This is a genomic window from Flavobacterium sp., assembly GCF_965277525.1.
GTDB lineage: Bacteria > Bacteroidota > Bacteroidia > Flavobacteriales > Flavobacteriaceae > Flavobacterium.
The window spans coordinates 253,224-277,509 of record NZ_CBDIDC010000011.1; the positions used below are offsets into that span (position 1 = coordinate 253,224).

Consider the following 24,286-nt stretch of genomic DNA (forward strand, 5'->3'; position numbering starts at 1 on the left):
GGACGATTCATATTGTAACAACCGATTTAATTCGTTGAAATCTAGATTAAAATAAAAAAAATGAGAAATTTAAAAGAATGTATTATTACGGTTTTTTTGCTTTTAGCAAGCATTCAAATCAATGCAAAAATCAAACTACCGGCATTGTTTTCAGACAATATGATGCTGCAGCAAAAGTCGAATGCGCCAATGTGGGGCTGGGCAGAAAAAAATGGGAATGTCACGATTAAAACATCATGGAATTCTAAAATCTATAAAGCCAAAGCAGACAATCAGGGCAAATGGAAAGTAGCCTTGCAAACACCAATTGCGGGAGGGCCTTTTACGATTGAAGTGACGGAAGGAACTGAAAAAGTAATCCTAAAAAATGTATTGATTGGTGAAGTCTGGCTATGTTCAGGGCAATCTAATATGGAAATGCCATTGAAAGGTTTTCAGGGGCAGCCTGTAAAAAACGGAAATGAGATCATTGTAAGGTCAACCAATAAAAACATTCGTTTGATTACGATTCCAAGAGCAACAGTTCTAGAACCGTTGGATAATTTTGAAGGAAAATGGGAAACCACTTCTCCAAAATCGACGGCTAATTTTAGCGCAACGGCCTGGTATTTTGGTTCGCTTTTACAAGAGGTTTTAGATGTTCCGGTTGGGTTAATTCATGTTTCGTACGGAGGTTCTAGCATGGAAGCCTGGATGAATCAGGAAATGCTGATAGATTTTGCAAGTGCCAAAATACCAACGAAAAAAGAAGACCTGGCAAAAGATCCAAATCGTGTGGCAACCACTTTGTTTAACGGAATGCTTTCGCCAGTGATTGGTTACGGAATCAAAGGCTGTATCTGGTACCAAGGCGAATCGAATTACGAAAGAGCTGATGAATACGCAGCATTAATGAAGAAAATGGTAAGCAGTTGGAGAACGTTGTGGAAACAAGGCGATTTCCCTTTTTATTACGCTCAGATTGCACCGTTTAATTATGCTTCATTTCATCCAAAAGATTATCTGGAAAAATACAATTCGGCTTATTTGAGAGAAGCACAATTAAAGGCAGCAAAGGAAATCCCGAATTCTGCTATGGCAGTTCTGATGGATGTTGGCGAAGAAAATAACATTCACCCAATGGATAAGGAAAAAGGCGGAAACCGACTGGCTTTTCAGGCTTTGGCCAGAACCTACGGAATTGAAGGTTTCGAATTCGAAAGCCCGAAATACAAATCGATGGAAATAAAAGACGGTTCAGTAACGATTTCTTTTGATGATGTTACCAACGGAATTACGTCTTATGATAAAGAAGTAACCGGTTTTGAACTGGCGGGAGAAGACAAAGTGTTTTATCCGGCAAAAACAGTAGTAAGAAGAAAATCAGTGGTTTTGACTTCGGATAAAGTAGCAAAACCAGTTGCAGTACGATATTTATGGAAAGATTTTGCAAAAGCAGAGTTGTTTAGCGCCGGAGGTTTGCCGGTTTCTTCTTTTAGGACGGATGAGTGGTAAAAGAGTTATTGGTTAGGAGTTATAAGTTAGGATTTTGACACTTAGTTTGTCATTTCGAGGAACGAGAAATCTCCGCAAGCGGCTCCGCAATCTTGGTCGATCTAGCAATAGAGATTTCTCGTTCCTCGAAATGACAAACGAGACGAATAAATAAAAAAATAATAAGTTTGAAGTACATTGTTTACATATTTTTTCTCTTCACCACGCTTTGCCTTAAAGCGCAAATTCCCGTGCTTAATAATTACAACCAAATCTGGAATACGCAAAGCAATAACGCATCCGAATCGATGCCTTTGGGGGGCGGTGATATTGGTTTGAATGTTTGGGTAGAAAAAGGAGATTTGTATTTTTATTTTTCGCGCAGCGGAACTTTCGATGAACATAACACGTTACTGAAATTAGGTCGTGTAAGGGTTACTTTAATACCAAATCCGTTTAAGGATAACGATGGTTTTCGTCAGGAATTGGTATTGAAAGACGGTTATGTTTTGATTGCTCAGAACAATACCAAAATCAAACTTTGGGTGGATGTTTTTCAACCCATTATTCATCTGGATTTAGAAAGTAAGAACCCGCTACAAATGACCGCTTCTTATGAAAGCTGGCGTTATAAAAACAGAGATTCAAAAGGAAAAGAAAACAATGCCAATTCTTATAAATGGGCGCCTCAGGGAGAAATTATCACTTATAAAGATTCTGTTTCATTTGAGAATAATGGCGTAAAATTCTACCACAGAAATCGAGAACAAACTGTTTTTGACGTTGCCGTAAAACAACAAAAAATGGAATTGGTAAAGGATCAAATGCTGAATCCCTTGGCGAATCTTACTTTTGGCGGATTCATGACCGGAAACAATTTAAAAGCTGATGGAACTTATACGGGAATATATCAAAATACAGATTTCAGGGCATTCAGCCTTTCGAGTATTAAACCATCTAAAAAACAATCTTTAGAGCTTTATTTAAATACCACTCAAAAAGATATTCAGACTTGGAATACTGATTTAAAAAATCAAATTTCGGCAAATAAAAATACTGTAAAACAATCAGAAAAAAATACGATCAAATGGTGGAGTAATTTCTGGAACAGAAGCTTTATTTATACTCAAAAAGACAATTCAGCAGCAAAAGATTTTGTTTACCAGATTGGGCAAAATTATCAATTGTTTCGTTACATGTTAGGTTGCAATGCGTACGGAAAATATCCAACAAAATTCAATGGCGGACTTTTTACCGTTGATCCTGTTTTTACCAATCCCGATTTGAATTTTACACCAGATTTCAGGAATTGGGGCGGAGGAACGATGACGGCTCAAAATCAACGATTGGTATATTTTCCGATGCTAAAAAGCGGTGATTTTGACATGATGAAATCGCAGTTGGATTATTACGTGAGTTTACAAAAAAACGCTGAATTAAGAAGTAAAGTCTATTGGAAACATAAAGGCGCATCATTTACAGAACAGTTAGAAAACTTTGGTTTACCCAATCCTACGGAGTACGATTGGAAGCGCCCGGCAGATTACGATCCGGGAATGGAGTATAATGCCTGGCTGGAATACGAATGGGACACTGTTTTTGAGTTTTGCCAAATGATGCTTCAGCAAAAAGAATATGCAGGCGAAGACATTCAAAAATACAATTCGTTTATCATTAGCTGTCTTCGTTTTTTTGATGAACATTACCAATATCTGGCCAAACAAAGAGGAAGAAAAGCGTTAGATGGTAATGGTCATTTAGTACTGTATCCGGGTTCAGCAGCAGAAACGTATAAGATGACGTATAATGCAAACAGTACGATTTCGGCTCTGCAAGTAGTTACAGAACAGCTATTAAAATTTTCACAGAAAGAATTTTCAAAAGAAGATTTAGAATACCTGAAAGGATTTCAAACCAGAATTCCGCCTTTGAATTTTGGGAAGATTGATCATCATAAAGTATTAGTTCCGGCAAAAACATGGGAGCGCATCAATAATTCAGAAGTGCCGCAATTGTATCCGGTGTATCCGTGGGGAATTTACGGCGTTGGGAAACCGGATTTAGAAACGGCCATAAATACATGGAAATACGATACGGATGCAATAAAATTCAGAAGTCATGTGGGTTGGAAACAAGATAATATTTTTGCTGCAAGATTAGGATTGACCAATGAAGCAACCAAATATAATGTGTTGAAAATGGCCAATTCAGACCGAAGATTTCCGGCATTTTGGGGTCCTGGTTTCGATTGGGTTCCGGATCATAATTGGGGAGGATCAGGAATGATTGGCATGCAGGAAATGCTTTTACAGGAATCAAATGGAAAAATTTATCTTTTTCCGGCCTGGCCAAAAGACTGGAATGTCCATTTTAAATTGCATGCGGCGCAAAATACAACGGTCGAAGCTGAACTTATAAATGGCAAATTAAAAGGTTTAAAAGTGATTCCCGAAGAAAGAAAAAAAGATGTGATAAATCTGCTGGGCAAATCAGTAGAAGAAAAAATAAAATTAAATTAAAAAAACATGATACAAAAATTCGTTAGTTCTTTTGCTTTGGCATTACTTTTTGCTGCAAACGGACAAGCACAATCTGAAAAACAAATCGTAAAAGTCGATTTTGATTTTTTTCAAAGAAGATTAGAGGAAGTTCACGATCCCAATTATGATTCCTGGGTAATTAATGATGCGAAAGAAGCAGAGAAATCCTTTAATAATGTAACTTTTAAACTAAAAGGAAATTTTACCTCAAAATGGTATAAAGTAGGCATGAATGCGCCTTTCTATAACAGGTTAGGCAGTGACGGTTTGGTCACGGCTGAAAATTTAGAACTAAAAATTAGCGGATTAAAAGAAGGAAAACATACACTTTTGACTTTTCATAATGCCTTTGATGTGATTACGGGAAAGACTTTTTCTCCGATTAAAATCTATGTAAACGGAAAACTTGCAGAAACAGTCAATGCGAGTCAAAGAGCCAATGCAAAGATTGATGCTGCAATGGCGTATATTAGTTTTAATGCAGAGAAGTCTAAAGATGTGATCATTCGTTTTGAAGTAGATCCTAACGCAAATCCTGATGTGGTGAAACAAATTGTGATCAATGGTTTTGAAATCGATACGCCAAATTTAATGAACCAGGCGCGTTCTCCGGAACCCAAAAATGGTGATGAACATTTTGAAGCAGACAAAAACAGAGTCCTGAAATGGGATGCTCCAAGATATGCCGTAGCACACAAATTCTATTTTGGAGAAGATAAAAACGCTGTGACCATTGCCACAGAATCTTCAAAAGAATACAAAGGAAAATTAACAGAAACGGTATTTCCGGTTTCTGATTTATACACAGGATCAACGTATTACTGGCGTGTAGATGAAGTAGACAGCAAAGGCGATGTAACTTTGGGAAATGTATGGTCGTTTAAACCGGCACAACTGGCTTTTCACGGAGCAGAAGGATACGGGCGTTATGCCGTAGGAGGAAGAGGCGGAAGAGTAGTGGAAGTGACGAATTTGAATGATGATGGCCCGGGAAGCTTACGTGATGCTGTAAATCAGGAAAATGGACCAAGAACGATTGTTTTTAATGTATCAGGAAATATTAAACTGGCTTCGAGATTGGTAATCAACCAGCCTTATATTACCATTGCAGGACAAACGGCTCCCGGAGAAGGAATCACGCTCAGCAGAGCTCCAATCGGGCTTACCGGAAATGATGGTATCGTACGGTTTTTGAAAGTTAGAATTGGTGGCGGAACGACTTTTGACGGAATGGGATTAACGGGTGCGAATTACAGTATTATAGATCACTGTTCGATTAGCTGGACAATCGATGAATCGTTTAGTTCGCGTGGAGCACATCATATTACGTTGCAAAGAACTTTAATTTCTGAAGCCTTAAATGTGGCAGGGCACGATAAGTATCCTGCGGGAAAAATGCACGGTTTTGCAGCAACAATTGGGGGAGATATTGGTAGTTTTCATCACAATTTGCTCGCCCACAATTACGGTCGTAACTGGAGTATTGGCGGAGGTTTAAATGGAGATGGTTATTATTCCGGTAAAGTTGATATTACCAATAATGTGGTGTACAACTGGGGACATCGTACAACAGATGGAGGGGCAAATGAAGTAAATTTTGTCAATAATTTTTACAAACCGGGAGCTTCAACGGATATTTTTGTTGCCTTAAATGCGCAACATGAAGGAGTTGGAAAAGGAATGCAGCGTTATTATTTTAGCGGAAATTTGATGCCGGGTTATTTCGATGAGAAATCTCAGGAGAAGGGAAGAATCCAGACTGTTTCAAATAAAGAAATCGTTAATTATGAAACTTTCGTCGACAAACCATTTTTTCCATCGTTTGTCACAACTCAATCGGCGAGAGCGGCTTATAAAGATGTACTTTCAGATGTTGGGGCAAATCAGCCTTTCTTTGACAAACACGATAACCGTATAGTAGAGGAAACTCTAAAAGGAACTTATACGTATAAGGGCAGCAAAAGCGGTTTAGGCGGAATGATCGATAACGAAGCAGATGCCGGTGGATGGCCAAATTTTGCCACAGAAACCCGCCCCGCTGATTTTGATACAGATCATGACGGTCTTCCAAATTGGTGGGAAAAAGCATTTGGCTTAAACGAAAATTCTAAAGCGGGAGACTTTTCAGATGCCAATTCAGACACAGATAAAGATGGCTTTACGCAATTAGACAATTATTTAGATTGGCTGGCAACACCTCATTATTTTGTGAATTCCGGAGGAAAAGTTGTTTTTTCAGCGCAGGATTATTTCAAAGGATATGAAAAGAAACCAGTCTATACTTTCTCTGAAGTAAAAAATGGAAAAGTAACTTTAAAAGGAACAGAAGTTCAGTTTACGGCAACCAATAAAGGTTTTGCATCCTTCATGATTTCGGTAAAAGATGCTGATGGAGATTCAATGAGTCGAGTGATCAATTTCTTTGTGAAATAAAAAAGGAGGTTGCCACGAATTACACGAATTAATCATCTTAAATTTCGAAAAAATTAGTGCAATTCGTGGCAAAAAACAGCGCATTGATTAAGGAAATCAGTTAAATAAAAAATCTGTTATAATCCGCGTTTTGCATTAGCAATCTGTGTCATCGGCGTTACAAACTACAATACCAAGAACATATTCAAAATGAAAAAGCATATAATTCTATTATCGACAGTACTTTTTTCTACTTCCTTTTTAGCGCAGAACAAAGGATTAGTAGCCAATTCTCAAAGTCCATATTCTAAATTGCAAAGTGTAGGTCTTGAAGATGTAAAATGGACGAACGGTTTCTGGAAAGAACAATTTGATGTAGAAACCAAAAATACCTTGCCTTATATGTGGCGTCTCTATCATAACGATTCGATTTCGCATGCATATAAAAACTTCGAAATTGCCGCTGGTTTAATGAAAGGAAAATTCAGCGGACCTTCTTTTCATGATGGTGATTTTTATAAGATTTTTGAAGGAATGGCCGCTACTTATGCCGTTACAAAAGATAAAAAACTGGATGTTCAAATGGATGAAGCGATAGCGCTTTTTGCAAAAGTACAGCGCAAAGACGGTTACCTTCATACGCCGGTTTTAATCGACGAACGCTGGGGAACTTTAGGCCCGGAAGAAGTGAAAAAACAATTGGGTTTCGAGAAATACAATATGGGACATTTGATGACCGCTGCCTGTATTCATTATCGTGCAACGGGGAAAACTAACTTTCTGAATATCGCAAAAGGAGTGGCGGATTATTTGTATGAGTTTTATAAAAAAGCATCACCGGAACTGGCCAGAAATGCTATTTGTCCTTCCCACTACATGGGAATTGTCGAAATGTACCGAACTACTAAAAATCCAAAATATCTGGAACTCGCCAATAATCTGATTGATATTAGAGGAACCACAAACGACGGAACTGATGATAATCAGGACAGACTTCCGTTTAGACAGCAGACTACTGCAATGGGGCATGCCGTAAGAGCCAACTATCTCTATGCCGGAGTTGCTGATTTGTATGCAGAGACGGGAGAAAAGAAATTACTGGACAATCTCGAATCGATTTGGGATGATGTAACGTACCGAAAAATGTATATCACGGGGGCTTGTGGGGCTTTATACGATGGAGTTTCGCCGGACGGAACTTCTTATGATCCTACAGTAGTTCAGAAAATTCATCAGGCTTACGGAAGACCTTTTCAATTGCCAAATGCTACGGCGCATACCGAAACCTGCGCCAATATTGGGAATGTGCTTTGGAACTGGAGAATGCTTCAAATTACAGGAGAAGCAAAATATGCTGATATTGTCGAATTGGCCTTATACAACAGCGTTTTATCAGGTGTTAATCTCGAAGGAGATAAGTTTTGTTATAACAATCCTTTGAATGTTTCTGATGATTTGCCGTTTCATCAAAGATGGGGAAATGAGCGTGAAGGATACATTAAATTATCCAATTGCTGTGCACCAAATGTCACGAGAACTATTGCTGAAGTAGGGAATTATGCTTACAATCTTTCAAAAGAAGGTGTAAATGTAAATTTATACGGAAGCAATACTTTAAATACAAAAACGTTAAGAGGAGAATCATTAGAAATAGAACAGCAAACCAATTATCCGTGGGATGGAAAAGTGACGTTGAAGATTGTAAAAGCGCCAAAGGATCTCTACGGTTTCTTTTTAAGAATTCCGGGTTGGAGCAATGGTGCTGAAGTTGCTGTAAACAATTCTAAAATTCAGGATAAAGTTATTTCCAGTACTTATTTAAAAGTCAACCGTAAATGGAAAAAAGGGGATATAATAGAACTAAATATTCCAATGCCGGTTGAATTGATGGAAGCCAATCCGTTAGTAGAAGAAGTTAAAAATCAGGTGGCTGTAAAAAGAGGGCCTCTGGTGTATTGTTTAGAATCAAATGAACTTCCAGCGAATACAAGTGTAAACGATGTAATTTTGAATGTAAATTCTAAATTTTCTACAGATTTTATCGAATTGGATAATAGAAAATTATTGAGTATCAATGCCACCTCATCAGTTACCGGAGATCATTCTTGGGATAAAAAGTTATACAAACCAATCTCTTCAAAAGACACAACATCATTTACTGTAAAACTAATTCCGTATTTTGCATGGGGAAATAAAGGAAAAGGAGAAATGACCGTTTGGATGTCGCATTAGAATCCGAAACCAATTAAATTACATAAGCATGAAATATATTATAACCTTATTTTTATTAGCATCCACTTTTTTATCCGCACAAACCCTTGACAATCGTTTCGAATTAACCGTTGCAAAAGATGGATCCGGTGATTTTAAAACGATTCAGGAAGCAGTAAACAATGTCAGGGATAATTCGGATAAACGCGTGGTCCTAATAATAAAACCAGGAGTTTATAAAGAGAAATTGGTTATTGCTGCCTCTAAAACATTTATTACATTAAAAGGAACTGACAGAGATAAAACTATTATTTCTTTTGATGATTACTCGGGAAAACCTCTTAGAGAAGTGGATGCATCAGGCAAGAAGGAATTTGGGACTTCAACTTCCTATTCCTTTTTAATTCAGGGAAATGATTGTACACTCGAAAATCTTACTGTCGAAAATACAGCAGGAAGAGTAGGGCAGGCTGTGGCATTGCATATTAAAAGTGATAGAGTTGTAGTGAAAAACTGTACTATTTTAGGAAATCAGGATACGCTTTATTTATCTGAAGGTAATACGCGCAGCTATTTTGAAAACTGTTTCATAAACGGTACAACCGATTTTATTTTTGGGGCTGCAACAGTGTATTTTTATAAATGTACTATCGAAAGTTTAACGAACTCCTATATTACAGCCGCTTCAACACCTAAAGATCAGCCTTATGGTTTTGTTTTTACCGATTGCAGACTTACAGCAAAAGACAATACGGTTGATAAAGTTTTTCTGGGAAGACCCTGGAGACCTTACGCACAAACTGTTTTTATCAATACAGAAATGGGTTCACATATAACGCCGGAAGGCTGGAATCCGTGGGTTGATACCCGATTTCCTGATAAAGACAAAACGGCTTATTATGCGGAGTACGGAAGTAAGGGGCCGGGAGCCAAAGAATTATTTCAAAGAGTGGCTTGGTCGCATCAGCTTAAAAAGGCAGATATTACAAAATATAAGATGGATTTAGTTTTGAATGGATGGAATCCGAATAAATAAAATTGATAATCATGAAAAGTTTCAAAATCGGTGTTATTGCAATAGGTTCAATTTTAATAATGAGCGCCTTTAGTTTTAAATCCAAAACAACAACTATTTATTTAATAGGAGATTCTACAGTTGCTGATTATTCGCTTGAAAAGGATTATCAAACGAAGAAGTTTCCTCAGGTAGGCTGGGGCCAAATGTTTCAGTCCTTTTTTCAGAAAGACAGTTTGAAACTGGTCGCAACTATTTTAGGAAATGCCACTGAAGTAAAAATTGACGACAGGGCCAAAGGAGGCAGAAGCACCAGAACCTTTTTTCAGGAAGGACGATGGGCAGCAGTGTACAATGCACTGCAGAAAGGTGATATCGTAATGATACAGTTTGGTCATAATGATGCCTCGGTAGAAAAAACAGAACGTTATGTAAATATCGAAGGTTATAAAGAATTTTTACGTCTTTTTATCAATCAAACCAGAGAAAAAGGCGCAACACCAATATTAATGACTCCCGTTGCCAGAAACTACCCCTGGAAAGACGGTAAGTTAACAAACGTTCATGGCGAATATCCTCAAGCGGTAAAAGATGTGGCAAAAGAGTTGAACGTAAAAGTGATAGATTTGAATGAATTGTCTATGGAGTTTTTCTCTTCTAAAGGACAGGATTTTGTCACAACAAAGTACTTCATGAATTTTGAGGCTGGAACTTATCCGGGTTATCCTGACGGACAAAAAGATAACACCCATTTTCAAACTGCAGGTGGTATCGAAGTGGCAAGATTAGTTTTTAATGCCATGAAGAAATAATAATTTTCAACTAATTTTTTTCTTTTTTTAAATCCTTATTTCTTTCAATACTTAAACAAAATCAGGGTTTTTGTTAAGACTATCAGAATAAAAATTTAATTGGTCAGAATTTACGTTTAAAAAAAATATTTTTTTTTACAATAAGCAGGGTAAGTTTTTTTCTTTCCTTTTCAGGGATACTGTAAGTTTTTAGTTATTTATAAGTGTAGTTTTTACATGAAAAATGAAATGAATAGGATAGAAATCTAATGTTTAATTAATTCTGTATCAATATACAACTTCATGAATTTTACGAATTAAACAGCATACAATTACTTTTATTGATTTTTTTTCTTCTTTTTATATAAAAGATGTTTTTGTATTGGAGTATAGTCAAACAATTCCCTCATATTTTTTGATACCCCTATTGTTTTTTTCTTTTTTTTATTAATATTGTTTTTTTAAGTGTAATTTTTTAGGATAATACTATTGAAACAGGATAGCACAGGACGGTTGTAATACGCAATCGTTATATTTTTGGATCAATATTAATAAATGTGTTTTAAACATTTAATAAACGCTTTAAGTTTTCTTTTAGATTTTGTTTATTAAATCAAAACAGATTAAACATGACTAACACTTAACAATTACTAACCTAACCAAAAAAACATTTATGAAACAAGCACTTATAAAGAGATGTAGTTTTCTTTTGTTTACATTAATGACTGTGCTGAGTTATGCTCAAAACTCAACTACTCAAACTATTGTAACTGTAACAGGAACCGTTACTGATAATTTAGCCGGACAGTTACCCGGAGTTAACGTAACGGAGAAATCTACAAAAAATACAGTGACTACCGATTTTAACGGGCAGTATACAATCAAAGTAAAAAGTGGGGCTACCTTAGTTTTTTCTTTCATTGGAATGAAAAAATCTGAAATACCAGTAAACGGGCGCAACATTTTGAATGCGAAATTAACTGAAGATTCCAATCAATTGGATAATATTGTGGTAGTAGGTTATGGTACACAGAAGAAAAAAGAACTTACAGGAGCTATTGCTACGATTAAACCGGATGATTTAATGGATTTGCCGGTCACTAATTTATCTGACGCTTTAAAAGGATTGGTTCCCGGAGTTGCCGTTACAAGTGGTTCAGGACGTCCCGGAGATGCTGGTAGTATTCAGATTCGTCAATCGTTTGGTTTTTCTAAAGACGGAAATTCAACCATACCTTTAGTAATCATTGATGATATGATTCAGCTTGATCCATCGAATGGTAAACCAACCTTAGAGCAATTCAACAGATTAGATCCTTCAGAGGTAGAAAGTATTACTGTCCTTAAAGATGGGTCAGCTGCAATTTATGGAGCTCGTGCTTCACAAGGTGCTATTGTAGTAAAAACCAAAAGAGGAAAAGCAGGAAAAGCAAAGTTTACATATAACAGTCAATTTGCCGTAAATGATGCTGTGAGCCATAGTAAAGTAATGAATGCTTATGAATTTGGTGTTTTTAGTAATAGATATTTTAGTTCACAAGCAATTGCACCTGCTGTCGTTGATCTGGCTAAATTGTATTCTGCAGCAGAATTAGAACAAATGAAGGGCTTGGATTATGACTGGCTAAAAGAGGCCTGGAAACCAGCTACTCAACAAAAACATTCCTTTAACGTAAGTGGAGGTAATGAGGATATTACCTATTTTGCCGGGGCAACTTATTTTACTCAGGATGCCAATTTAGGGTATCAAAAATATGACAAATGGAATTTCCGCACAGGAATTAATGCCAAAATTGCCAAAAATTTAGAATTATCTGCTTCTGTTTCCGGAACTTCCGGTACAATTGATAAGTCTTTTACCAAGGCATCGGCCAATATTAGCGATGGAAGTTTTGGATCTACTTCTGGTGGAGAACAGGCAGATTATGGATTTTTATTACACATGCCACAACATGTGCCATGGGAAACAACAGTAGACGGAAAAAATTATTATTTATCCCCATTTCCTAATGCAAATAAAAATTTAGGAAGTGCCAATGCCAATACTACAATTGCGGGATGGAATTATTTTGCGAATTTGAATAATGGTTCACATCAAATAAGTGATGATAACTCTTATACTGTTAATGCATCTTTGAATTATAAAGTAGCTGCTATAAAAGGATTATCTATAAAAGGAACTTTTTCAAGAACACAAAGTTCCAGTTATACGGAACAAATTCAATTGCCATATGATTTGGCGCGAATTACAAATTATCAATTAGCGGATCATCATCTTGCCAGTGCAGCTTATCCAAGTTTTGTCACTAAGAACCCTGTAACAGGTACTTTAGATTATATATTAGAAACTAACAATAAAAATTCCAGGGTTTATTACAATAATAACGACAGTAAAAGTACACAAGGAGACTTCTTAATAAACTACGACAGAACTTTTGGAGACCACCAGATTGGTGCAATGTTTGGTGGCGAAGCATCTGAGCAATATATTACAAGTACTCGCCTAGCTTATGAAACAACAGGTAAAGATTATCTAGGAAGCTCTGCTACAGCAGGAACATTAAATGCGGGTAATAGCTTTGCAACTAAAACCGAAGGAGGAACACTTTCTTATTTTGGACGTATTAACTATAGTTATAAATCAAAATATTTGTTACAATTCCTTTTCCGTAGTGATGCCTCTACAAAGTTTGCACCGGAACATTATTGGGGATATTTTCCATCAATGCAAGTGGGTTGGGTAGTGTCTAAAGAAGATTGGTTTGCAAAAAATGTATCATGGGTTGATTTCTTTAAAATCCGTTATTCGATTGGTAAAACCGGAAAAGACAATCTTCAGGCCTGGAAATGGGTTCAATTATATGATGTTATTGTAGATAAAGGCTTTCAATTTGGAAGTAAAGGAGGGGAAAATGCGACAGGTTTAACTCCAAGAGTAACTCCAAACAGAGATGCAGTATGGGATTCAACCTTAAAAAATAATATTGGTATTGATTTGAATGTTTTCAAAAACAGATTGCAGTTTACAGCTGATTTCTATTATGACAGAACAACAAATATGTTAACAGATATGAGTAGTGCTACCGGAGTACCAATTTCTATTGGAGGAGCATTTGCAGAACAAAATTATGGGGCTGTTGATGCCTGGGGGTCTGAGTTTAGTCTGAACTGGAGTGATAAAATAAACAGCAAGGTTAGTTATAATATTGGCGTGAATTTTAGTTATGCCAATAATGAAGTAAAGAAATATCCGGATCAGGGAAATGTGCTTCCGTCTAATAATGCAACAAGAGTAGGACAATCAATAGGATTTAATCCGGTTTGGGGATTTGAAACCTGGAAAGGAACATCTACAGGTGATGGTATTTTGCGTACAGATGCAGATATCGCCAATTATTGGCAATATTTAACGGATCACGCAACTGCAGTAGGTGGTACACCAAACTATTTAGGTATCAATAATCCTGCACTGATTGGAAAAGGTTCTTTGGCTTACAGAGACGTTGCAGGAAATATTAATCCGGATGGAACTTTAGGTGCACCTGACGGTCAGATCATGAAAGATAATGATTATGTAAAGTTGGCCAATAGTAGCAGAACATACGGGTTTACAACCAATTTAGGTATTAAAGCGAATGGGTTTTATTTAAGAACGCAAATCTCAACTTCGTGGGGAGGAGCTACTTTTGTTGATCTGGTAAATCAGGGAACTTCTTCAGCTTCCAATATGTGGGCACATGAAACTTTCTGGAATGATATGTACGGAGCAGATAATCCAAACGGAAAATATCCTAGTATGGCACAATGGGCTAATATATCAAGTCCTTCTGATTTTTGGCAACTAAATACTTTCCGTTGTTTTGTCAGACAATTATCTATAGGGTATGATATTCCTAAAAAGGTTTTCGCAGATACTAAAATATCAGGTATAACATTAGGTTTAACAGGTAACAACCTTTGGGATTTATACAATCCTTATCCGGATCATTATCGCAATATGTATGACAATTCTTCAGTAGGTTATCCTACTATGAGAACATGGGCGCTTAATTTTAACTTATCATTCTAATTCAAATTGATAACAATTATGAAAACAAAAATTAATAGATATATAACTTTATCACTTTTGCTTGTTTTAAGTGTTTCGTGTAGTGATAATTTTCTGGAAGACAAGAAAAATTACGGTTCTTATGATGATACTTTCTATCAGACTCAGGAACGTGTACAAAATTATGTAGACAATCAGTATTACGATTTTTATAACGCTTATAAATCACCAACAGCTGCTGTAGTGGGTTCATATACGGATACCTACACCAAGATGACTGAAGAATTAGGAGGGACACAGGATTTAATTAATCCGGGTAAAACTTTTGTAAATTCAGCTGATGCCAGTGCCTATTATGGTGCGAAAATCGGAACGGGTATTGTGAACTCGCCCTATAACAGAATCAGAGAGTGTAATAATTTACTGGAGGATATTGATGTAAAAGGAGCCAGTCTTGATAAAACATTTCGTGATCAGGCAAAAGGACAAATGTATTATATGAGAGCGATGCAGTATTATGATTTAATGCGTACTTACGGCCCGGTTCCCCTTGCAATAACTGTTCAGGCTGCAGCTGCAGACAATCCGGCTATTCAGCTTCCAAGAGCAAAAGTTTCTGAAGTAGTAGATCAAATCGTAAAAGATCTAGACATGGCGGCAAGTTTATTGCCTAAAGAATGGCCTGGTGCTTACGGACGTTTTACAAGAGGAGCTGCTCTGGCACAAAAATCTCGTGTATTATTAACTTTTGCAAGTCCATTGTTTAATAAAAACTGGGATGGATCTAATGAGCGTTGGGATGCAGCCTTGAAAGCCGGATTAGCGGCAGAAGCTCAGCTAACGGCAGATGGTTACGGATTATACGGAAACTCAGCAAAACAATGGGAATCCATGTTTTTGATCGATAATAGTTTTTGTTCAGAAGCCATCACGGTGCAACTATGCGGGATGGGTATTACCTCAACAGCTATAAATAATTCGTGGGAAAAAGGAATTCGTTTGGCAAGTCAGGGCGGAGTTAGTGGTGGTACGCCTGCACCTAAAGAGATGATTGATTTATTTCCAATGGCAGACGGCAGAAGACCTACTGCAGCTAACGGATACAATGATTTTACGTTCTTCGTAAATCGTGATCCAAGGTTTTACAGAACATTTGCTTTTTCAGGAGTTAAATGGGGATATAAAGAAAATGTTAACCCTAATCTTTGGGCGTATCGCTGGTTAGATGCTTCAGGTAAAATTGGTTATGCGGATGGAAATAGTGCTGCTTCAAGCACTGCATTTGTTCGAAAAATGACTAATACAGCGGCTAGCAATACATCAAATTATCAATATTCAGGAACTGATATTTTTGAATACCGTTATGCGGAGTTATTATTGAATATTGCGGAATGTTATGCAGCACTTGGACAAACAGGAAATGCTGTAGCCTATCTGGGCAGAATTAGAAACCGCGTGGGTATTCCTTCTGCAAATAATTACGGAATAGGAACATTATCTGATAAATATGCTGCGATCGAAGCCGTATTATATGAGCGTAGAGTCGAATTAGCTTACGAAGGAAAACGTTATTGGGATGTTCAGCGTTGGATGCTTTATGATAATGCTACACTTTCAGGTATTACTGGAGGTACTGTTAGTAAATTAGGTTTAGCGCCTATTAATGGTACACAACGTACAGGAAATTATTTACAATACAAAAATACAGCTGCTATCACAACAGATCCTTTAACAGCAGCACGTGCAGCAGTTGTAGCTGATCCTGACGCTGCTAATTTCAATACTCAATTGACGGCTTTGGCAACTTTCTATAACAATAACTTTATTCGTACCACTTTAATTACACCTATGGATAATTTTAACGGAGCTGCAGTTAAAATTAAATTTAATCCAAACTATTATATAATGGGACTTAATACAACGGCTTTGACTCAAAATCCATGGTTATTACAAACTCTGGGATGGAATGATATTTCTGGTGGGGCAGGAACATTAAATTATCAAGAATAAACATCAAAACACACATAAAAAGATCACCTGTATTCCTTTTAATACAGGTGATTTGTTTAAAAACGAATACCAAAAGTAAAAATTAACATGAAAAATTCCGTATTATTTATCGCAACTCTGCTTTTTTTGGGAAGTGCAAAGTGTTTCGCTCAATATCCAAAACTAAGTAAAGAAGTTCAGGAGCAGGAAAAGGCAATTAAAGATGAAGCTTCAAGACTTTCTGACGAAGCCTGGGAAAAAGCACTCGTAATTGTCGAAGAAGAAGCCAGGCACGGAAAACCCTATATTCCCTGGGCATCAAGACCAAATGATTTACCACAGGCAGAGATTCCTGCATTTCCGGGAGCCGAAGGTGGAGGAATGTTTACGTATGGAGGTCGTGGCGGAAACGTGTACACGGTAACAAGTCTGGAAGACAGAGGACCTGGAACTTTACGTGAAGCCTGCGAAAAAGGCGGGGCAAGAGTCATCGTATTTAATGTTGCCGGAATCATCAGAATCAAAAGTCCGTTGATCATTCGTGCGCCTTACATTACAATTGCGGGACAAACGGCTCCCGGTGATGGAATTTGTATTGCAGGAGAATCAGTTTGGATCGATACGCATGACGTAATTATCAGACACATGCGTTTCCGTCGTGGAGAAACTTTCGTAGGCCGTCGTGATGACGCTATCGGAGGAAATCCGGTTGGTAATATTATGATCGACCACGTTTCTGCAACCTGGGGATTAGACGAAAACATGTCAATTTACAGACACATGTACAGTCCGGGGGCGGGTTATACTGACGAAAAGAAACCTACAGTAAACATTACCATTCAAAATAGTTTATTTGGAGAAGCCTTAGATACGTACAACCATGCATTTGGAAGTACTTTAGGAGGAGAAAATTGTGCTTTTGTCAGAAATATGTGGGCCAATAACGCCGGTAGAAACCCTTCGATTGGTTGGAATGGGATTTTCAATTTTGTAAATAATGTGGTATTCAACTGGTACAACAGATCAACAGATGGAGGAGATTATACAGCAAATTACAACATCATCAATAACTTTTACAAGCCAGGTCCTGTAACCGATTTAACTCAGCCTATTAGCTACAGAATTTTAAAACCGGAATCAGGAAGAAGTAAATTGCCTTATATGGTTTTTGGAAGGGCTTATGTAAATGGAAACGTAGTTAACAATAACGAAAAAGTGACCAAAGACAACTGGGATGGTGGAATCCAGATCGAAAATAAAAAAGGAGAACTGATGCCGTATGACGAAGCCAAAGATTATTTCGCTAAGATGAAAAGCGACAGAGCGTTCCCAATGCCATGGTTTAATAAATTTATGACTGCAGAAGAATCGTATGATTTTGTACTTAAAAACGTAGGGGCAACTTTACCCATAAGAGATAAAGTAGACGAAAGAATCGTAAGAACAGTAAAAACCGGAGTTCCGGAATATGCCAAAGGATTAGAAAAAAAGACATTCTATCAATTCGAACACAGACGTTTACCAATGGATTCTTATAAACAAGGAATTATCACTGATATCTCTCAGGTAGGCGGATATCCGGAATACAAAGGGAAACCGTATGTTGATACTGATAAAGACGGTCTGCCGGACAAATGGGAAAAGAAACATGGTTTAAATCCTAATGATGCTGCAGATGCTAAATTAGATTCAGATAACGACGGATACTCCAATATCGAAGAATACCTCAACGGTACAGATCCAAACCAAAAAACAGACTGGAAAGATTTAAGCAACAATCATGAAACTTTAACCAAGTCTATACAAGAGTAAGTTTTAAAAAAAATCTGCTCAATCTGCTCGATTTACATGAAAAAAAATTAGCTAGCAGATTGAGCAAATTAGGCAGATTTTATAAAATTATTGCAATTCATAACCTTCACTAAAATGAAATCAATTAAAAATACAAGTGTTTTGATGCTGTTATTGGTATTCTTTACCAGTATCGCACAACAACATTTAGATCCGGCATATATCAAAATAACCAATGAAAGAGCGGCTAAAATTGTAGAGAAATTAGGATTGAATAATCCCGAAAAAGAAAAAGTAGTTACAGATATTGTGGCGCAGCAATTCAGGGATTTAACGGCTATTCAGGATCCCAGAGATGCCGAAATCAAAAAAATAAAAGAAGATGCGGCTTTATCGAAAGAAAAGCAAAACGAAAAGATTGATAAACTAAAAGCAACAGCAGATCAGTCGATCGAAAAACTGCACAAATCCTATTTGAAAAAGTTAGGAAAACAATTATCAGAAGATAAAATAACAGAAGTAAAAGACGGAATGACCTACGGAGTTTTGCCAATTACTGTTGCCGGTTATAATGACATGTTGCCTAATTTAACGGCTGCACAAAAAGAGTATATTTTTAAAGCTTTAGTAGAAGCAAGAGAACACGCTATGGATGGTGGATCCTCTAAACAAAAACACGGTTGGTTTGGAAAATACAAAGGAAGAATCAACAATTATCTTTCTAAAGAGGGTTACGATTTAAATAAAGAAAGTGCTGACTGGCACAAACGTATCGAAGAAAGAGAGAAGAATAAAGTAAAAGATCCGACTTCGAAAGAATAAATTTCTAAAAGCTTTACACCAAAAACTATCAACCAAAGAATATCATTTCATGCACAATATTTTTCCCAACCGTACTTTAAAAAGAACATTTATGGCATTGTCATTTTGTTCTCTTGTATCATCGGCTTATGCACAATATCCCGTAATTCCAAAACCAGTTCAGGAAAAAGCGGATGCTCTTTTAGCGGATGAAGAAAAAAGACTAAGCGAAATTTGGACCGCCAATTACAATATCATTCAGGCTGAAGCTAAACAAGGAAAACCCTATTTACCCTGGGCTTCCTATCCCAAAGATTTTGTCCTGGCAGATATTCCTGCTTTTCCGGGAGCCGAAGGTGGAGGAGCATTTACACAAGGAGGTCGTGGCGGAAAAATATTTGTAGTTACGAGCTTGGAAGACAGCGGAAAAGGAACTTTTCGTGAAGCCTGTGAAGCTGTTGGGGCAAGAACGATCGTATTCAACGTTTCAGGAATTATCCAGCTAAAAAAACGAATCAGCATGCGTGCGCCATATGTTACTATCGCAGGACAAACGGCTCCGGGTGACGGAATTTGCATTGCAGGTGAAACTTTAGAAATCGACACACACGACGTTATCATCAGACACATGCGTTTTCGCAGAGGTGCCACAGAAGTTACCCGTAGAGATGATGCGCTTGGAGGAAACCCGATGGGAAATATTATCGTTGACCACTGTTCCGTTAGCTGGGGATTAGATGAAAATATTTCTTTATACAGGCATCAGTTTGCAGCTAATGCAAAATCGAAACTGGAGAAATTACCCGCCTGTAATATCACTATCCAGAACACTATTTCTTCCGAAGGTTTAGACACATATAATCATGCTTTTGGCAGTACGATTGGCGGACTAAACAGCACGTTTATGCGCAATTTATGGGCTGATAACATTTCAAGAAATGCGTCTATAGGAATGTACGGTGACTTTAATTTTGTGAATAACGTAGTATTCAATTGGTGGAATCGCACTCTTGACGGTGGTGATTATCGTTCGATGTTGAATATTATCAATAATTATTTCAAACCAGGGCCAGTAACACCAACAGATCAGCCAATTCGATACAGAATTGTAAAACCGGAATCAGGTTATATTGAACCCAAACAATATGGAAGAGCTTATGTTTCAGGTAATTTTATGGTTGGATCGCCAGAAGTTACAGCAGATAACTGGAATGGTGGTGTACAACTGGAAGATCTTCCGGAAGCGGAAACAAAATCATTTTTGGAAGCTATCAGACAACCAAAGCCATTTTTAATGCCCAAGTTTACCATTATGACGGCAGAAGAAGCTTATGAATTTGTATTGAATAATGTGGGGGCCACTTTTCCAAAAAGAGATATTGTTGACGAAAGAATTATCCAACAAGTCCGTACAGGAAAAATTGAAGTTAAGGATGGATTAGAAAATACAATTGGTGCAGCATTTATCAAAAGAAGATTACCGGCAGATTCGTATAAAAAAGGAATTATAACCCATCCGGATCAGGTAGGCGGTTATCCGGTATACAAAGGTAAAGCCTACAAAGACTCTGATAATGACGGGATTCCGGATGCATGGGAGAAGAAATTCGGTTTAAATCCAAATGATGCTTCAGATGCCAATAAAGACGCAAACGGAGACGGTTATACCAATATCGAAAAATATTTTAACGGAATTGATCCAAAATCTAAAACGGACTGGACAAAACCTGAAAATAATACGGATACGTTATCTAAGCTAAAAGGATTAGTACAATAGTTTATGTCATGCAGAGCTAACAGGTTAAAAAAAACTGTTAGCTCTTAAAATGGTAGAAAATAGGTTTGTATGAACGTATTATTTCTTAAATGATTATTTTTAAAAAACTAAAGTCTAAAATTCTAAGAAAGTCAAATAATAATGAATTTTACCCAACTAAGAAATAGAATCTCCTTTCAAAAGAACAAACTGTTTTTGTTCTGTTTCGTTTTGTTTGTAATAGATATAGGAACAGCACAAAGTACATTTCCAGACATTATCAAAACAAAAGAAGGGAAACTTTCTTTTACAGCGGATCCTTTAGGCAACCAAATTCCTGATTTTTCATACGCTGGTTATATGGCATCTGAAAAAGCAATTCCTAATGTTGAGAATAAAATTTTTGTTCCAAAACAAGAAGAAGATGCAACCCAAAGAGTTCAGGCAGCGATAGATTATGTTAGTAATCTTAAACCAAACAAGGCAGGTTTTCGTGGTGCTGTTTTGCTAGACAAAGGACTATTCAAAATAAATGGAACTTTATTCATTAAAAAATCAGGCGTCGTTTTACGAGGAAGCGGAAACAATGAAAACGGAACCATTCTATTAGGAACCGGATTGAAAAGAGAAGCTCTAATTAGAGTTCTTGGAATTGACGATAAAAAACTGGGTGAAACTTTCGAATTCAATACAACCTATACACCACTCGGAACAAAAATAATTCAATTAAAAAATGCCTCAAAATTAAAACCATCAGACGAAATTATCATCACAAAGCCTTTAACTGCAAACTGGATTAAAGACTTAAAGATGGATGATTTTGGCGCAGAAACCGGTTGGATTGGCTGGAAAAAAGACGATTGGGATATTTCATGGAACAGGGTTGTAAACAAAATAAATGGCAATGAAGTAACATTAAATGCTCCGTTGACCATGACTTTAGATGATATTTATGGAACGGCAAAAGTAACAGCTTATTCATGGCCTGGAAGAATTGAGCAAATCGGGATTGAAAATATTCTGATGAAATCAACTTACGATCAGGCAAAACCAAAAGACGAAGAACACAGATGGTTTGGCATTAGCATAGAAAGCACAAAAAATGCCTGGGTAAAACAAGTTAATTTCAAGCATTTTGCAGGAGGTGCAGTTTCACTGTTAAAATCGGCTCAACAAATTACGGTTGAAGATTGTATCGCAACCGAACCAATTTCTGAAATTGCCGGTTTTAGACGACATACTTTTTATACCGAAGGCCAGCAAACTTTGTTTCAACGTTGTTACTCAGAATATGGCTACCACGATTTTGCAGTAGGCGGATTTGGAACAACAGGTCCAAATGTGTTTATTCAGTGTGAATCGTTTTTGCCTTTCAATAATAGCGGAGCCATTGGCAGTTGGGCAACAGGAGTATTATTTGATGTTTCTTACATAGAAGGGCATGCTTTAAGTTATAACAACAGAGAGCAAAACGGAAGAGGTGCAGGCTGGACTGCAGCAAATAGTGTTATTTGGGAAACTTCGGCATCTAAAATCGAATGTTATAATCCGCCAACAGCACAAAACTGGGCTTTTGGAACTTGGGGCGGAATTATGGCTGGCGACGGTCATTGGAAAGACGTAAACGGTCATATTAGCCCGAGAAGTTTGTTTTATGCACAGTTAGAAAGTCGTTTGGAACAACTTCCTATGAAACCGTTTATTTATGATTTAGGTTCAGAACCTTCCTCAAGTCCTGCTGTTGATGTAGCACAAGAATTAACTAAAAATTCAGTTGCCCCAAAAGAAAGTTTACTGGAATGGATTGCTGAAGTTTCAAAATCAAATCCAATTGATACGAATGCTTCAGGACTTAAAAATGCCAATGATTTAAAAATAAATTCGGTACAAAATAGCCTTTCAGATCATAAAGTAGTTACAAAAAATGGTTGGCTTACTTATGATAATAAAGTAATTGCGGGAAATAGATTAAATGTGCCCTGGTGGCGAGGAAGTTTGAGAGACAGCGATATTTCTAAGTCATTACCGCATATTACAAGATTTGTTCCGGGAAGAACCGGAACCGGATTTACAGATAATATCAACGAAGTAACAGAATATTTGAGTACCAACAATATGGTTGCCTTAGAACATAATTATGGTTTATGGTACGAAAGAAGGATGGACGATCACGAACGTGTTCGCCGTTTTGATGCCGATGTTTGGCCGCCATTTTACGAACAGCCATTTGCAAGAAGTGGTCAGGACTTCGCCTGGGATCAATTGAGCAAATACGATTTAACAAAATTCAATGATTGGTATTGGGATCGTTTGGCACTTTTTGCTGATTTGGCAGAGACCAAAGGACAATTGTTAGTCAATCAACAGTATTTTCAACATAATATTATAGAAGCCGGAGCGCATTGGGCAAGTTCTCCGTGGCGTTCGGCAAACAATATAAACAGTACAGGTTTTCCTGAACCTCCGCCATATGCAGGAGATAAGCGTATTTTTATGGCAGAACAGTTTTATGATATTACGAATCCTGTTAGAAGAAAATTACACGAGGGTTTCATCAGAAAATCGCTGGAAAATTTTCAGGATAACAGCAACGTAATTCAATTGACAAGTGCGGAATATACAGGACCACTTCATTTTATGCAATTTTGGATGGACGAAGTTCAAAAATGGAAAGACGAAACCGGTAAAAAAGGAATAATTGGTTTAAGCGCCACAAAAGATGTACAGGATGCTATTTTGAATGATGTACAAAGAGTCAAAATAGTAGATGCAATTGATATCCGATACTGGTATTATAAAGAAGACGGATCGGCTTATGCACCCCAAGGAGGTCAGAATTTAGCACCAAGACAACACGCCAGAAAATTAAAAACCGGAAAAGAAACAGAAGATCAGGTTTATCGTGCCGTTCGTGAATACCGCGAAAAATACCCTGAAAAAGTAATTCTGTATTCAACAGATGGATCTCCAAAATTCGGATGGCCGGCTTTGATGGCCGGAGCCTCTTTACCAAATATTCCAAAAATTGGGCTTCCGGTATTTTATTCCGCTTTAAGCGAAATGAAATTAGTAGACGGAAATACGTTTTCAGACAAACTTTGGAAATTAGAAAATAAAGGAAAAAGTTATCTTTTTTATGCGAAGAATCCACAAGATATTTTAATCGATTTGTCGGATTACAAAGGCACTTTCGAAGTATATGAAATTAATGCATCAACAGGAACTTTTATTAAAAAAGCAAATGTCAGTGCAGGAAAACAAATAGTAATTCCACAAGCGGAAATCAAAGAAAAAGTAATACTTGTAGTAAAAAGAAGTTAGCCACAGATTTCACAGATTAAAAATTAAAATAAATCTGCTCAATCTGCGAGAAAAATTTAAAGACAAAGCTTGGGAAATCCTTTAAAGCAGTGAATCCCGATAGCGATCGGGAGTGGCAAAAAAATAACAACACAATTC

At 37.1% G+C, this 24,286-nt stretch carries 12 protein-coding genes; all 12 read left to right on the plus strand.

Annotation, left to right across the window (positions count from 1 at the left end; translation table 11 throughout):
- The first annotated feature begins 60 nt into the window (after positions 1–60).
- Positions 61–1,494 (plus strand): sialate O-acetylesterase, encoded by a 1,434-nt coding sequence (locus ACQY44_RS21970; protein WP_428232414.1) that lies wholly within the window; start codon positions 61–63, stop codon positions 1,492–1,494.
- 230 nt (positions 1,495–1,724) lie between these two features.
- Positions 1,725–3,992 (plus strand): DUF5703 domain-containing protein, encoded by a 2,268-nt coding sequence (locus tag ACQY44_RS21975; protein WP_428232415.1) that lies wholly within the window; start codon positions 1,725–1,727, stop codon positions 3,990–3,992.
- A gap of 6 nt (positions 3,993–3,998) precedes the next feature.
- A complete protein-coding gene (locus ACQY44_RS21980; protein WP_428232416.1) occupies positions 3,999–6,446 on the plus strand; it encodes a pectate lyase family protein in 2,448 nt (815 codons plus the stop codon).
- Positions 6,447–6,635: 189 nt separating this feature from the next.
- On the plus strand, positions 6,636–8,657 hold the full coding sequence (locus ACQY44_RS21985) for an aceric acid hydrolase (protein ID WP_428232417.1): 2,022 nt from the start codon (positions 6,636–6,638) through the stop codon (positions 8,655–8,657).
- A 28-nt stretch (positions 8,658–8,685) separates the two neighbouring features.
- Positions 8,686–9,672, plus strand: coding sequence for a pectinesterase family protein (locus ACQY44_RS21990; RefSeq protein WP_428232418.1), 987 nt, complete (start codon positions 8,686–8,688; stop codon positions 9,670–9,672).
- A gap of 11 nt (positions 9,673–9,683) precedes the next feature.
- Entirely contained in the window at positions 9,684–10,463 is a 780-nt protein-coding gene (locus tag ACQY44_RS21995) for a rhamnogalacturonan acetylesterase (RefSeq protein WP_428232419.1), read from the plus strand.
- A gap of 652 nt (positions 10,464–11,115) precedes the next feature.
- The gene (locus ACQY44_RS22000) at positions 11,116–14,511 is read left to right on the plus strand and encodes a SusC/RagA family TonB-linked outer membrane protein (RefSeq protein WP_428232420.1); all 3,396 of its coding nucleotides are present in this window, start codon (positions 11,116–11,118) and stop codon (positions 14,509–14,511) included.
- An 18-nt stretch (positions 14,512–14,529) separates the two neighbouring features.
- Complete coding sequence (locus ACQY44_RS22005; RefSeq protein ID WP_428232421.1) at positions 14,530–16,500, plus strand: RagB/SusD family nutrient uptake outer membrane protein; 1,971 nt, start codon at positions 14,530–14,532, stop codon at positions 16,498–16,500.
- Positions 16,501–16,587: 87 nt separating this feature from the next.
- Entirely contained in the window at positions 16,588–18,291 is a 1,704-nt protein-coding gene (locus ACQY44_RS22010; RefSeq protein WP_428232422.1) for a polysaccharide lyase, read from the plus strand.
- A 114-nt stretch (positions 18,292–18,405) separates the two neighbouring features.
- Complete coding sequence (locus tag ACQY44_RS22015; protein WP_428232423.1) at positions 18,406–19,092, plus strand: DUF3826 domain-containing protein; 687 nt, start codon at positions 18,406–18,408, stop codon at positions 19,090–19,092.
- Positions 19,093–19,141: 49 nt separating this feature from the next.
- Positions 19,142–20,848 (plus strand): polysaccharide lyase, encoded by a 1,707-nt coding sequence (locus ACQY44_RS22020; protein WP_428232424.1) that lies wholly within the window; start codon positions 19,142–19,144, stop codon positions 20,846–20,848.
- 141 nt (positions 20,849–20,989) lie between these two features.
- Positions 20,990–24,148, plus strand: coding sequence for a DUF6298 domain-containing protein (locus tag ACQY44_RS22025; RefSeq protein ID WP_428232425.1), 3,159 nt, complete (start codon positions 20,990–20,992; stop codon positions 24,146–24,148).
- Positions 24,149–24,286: the final 138 nt, after the last annotated feature.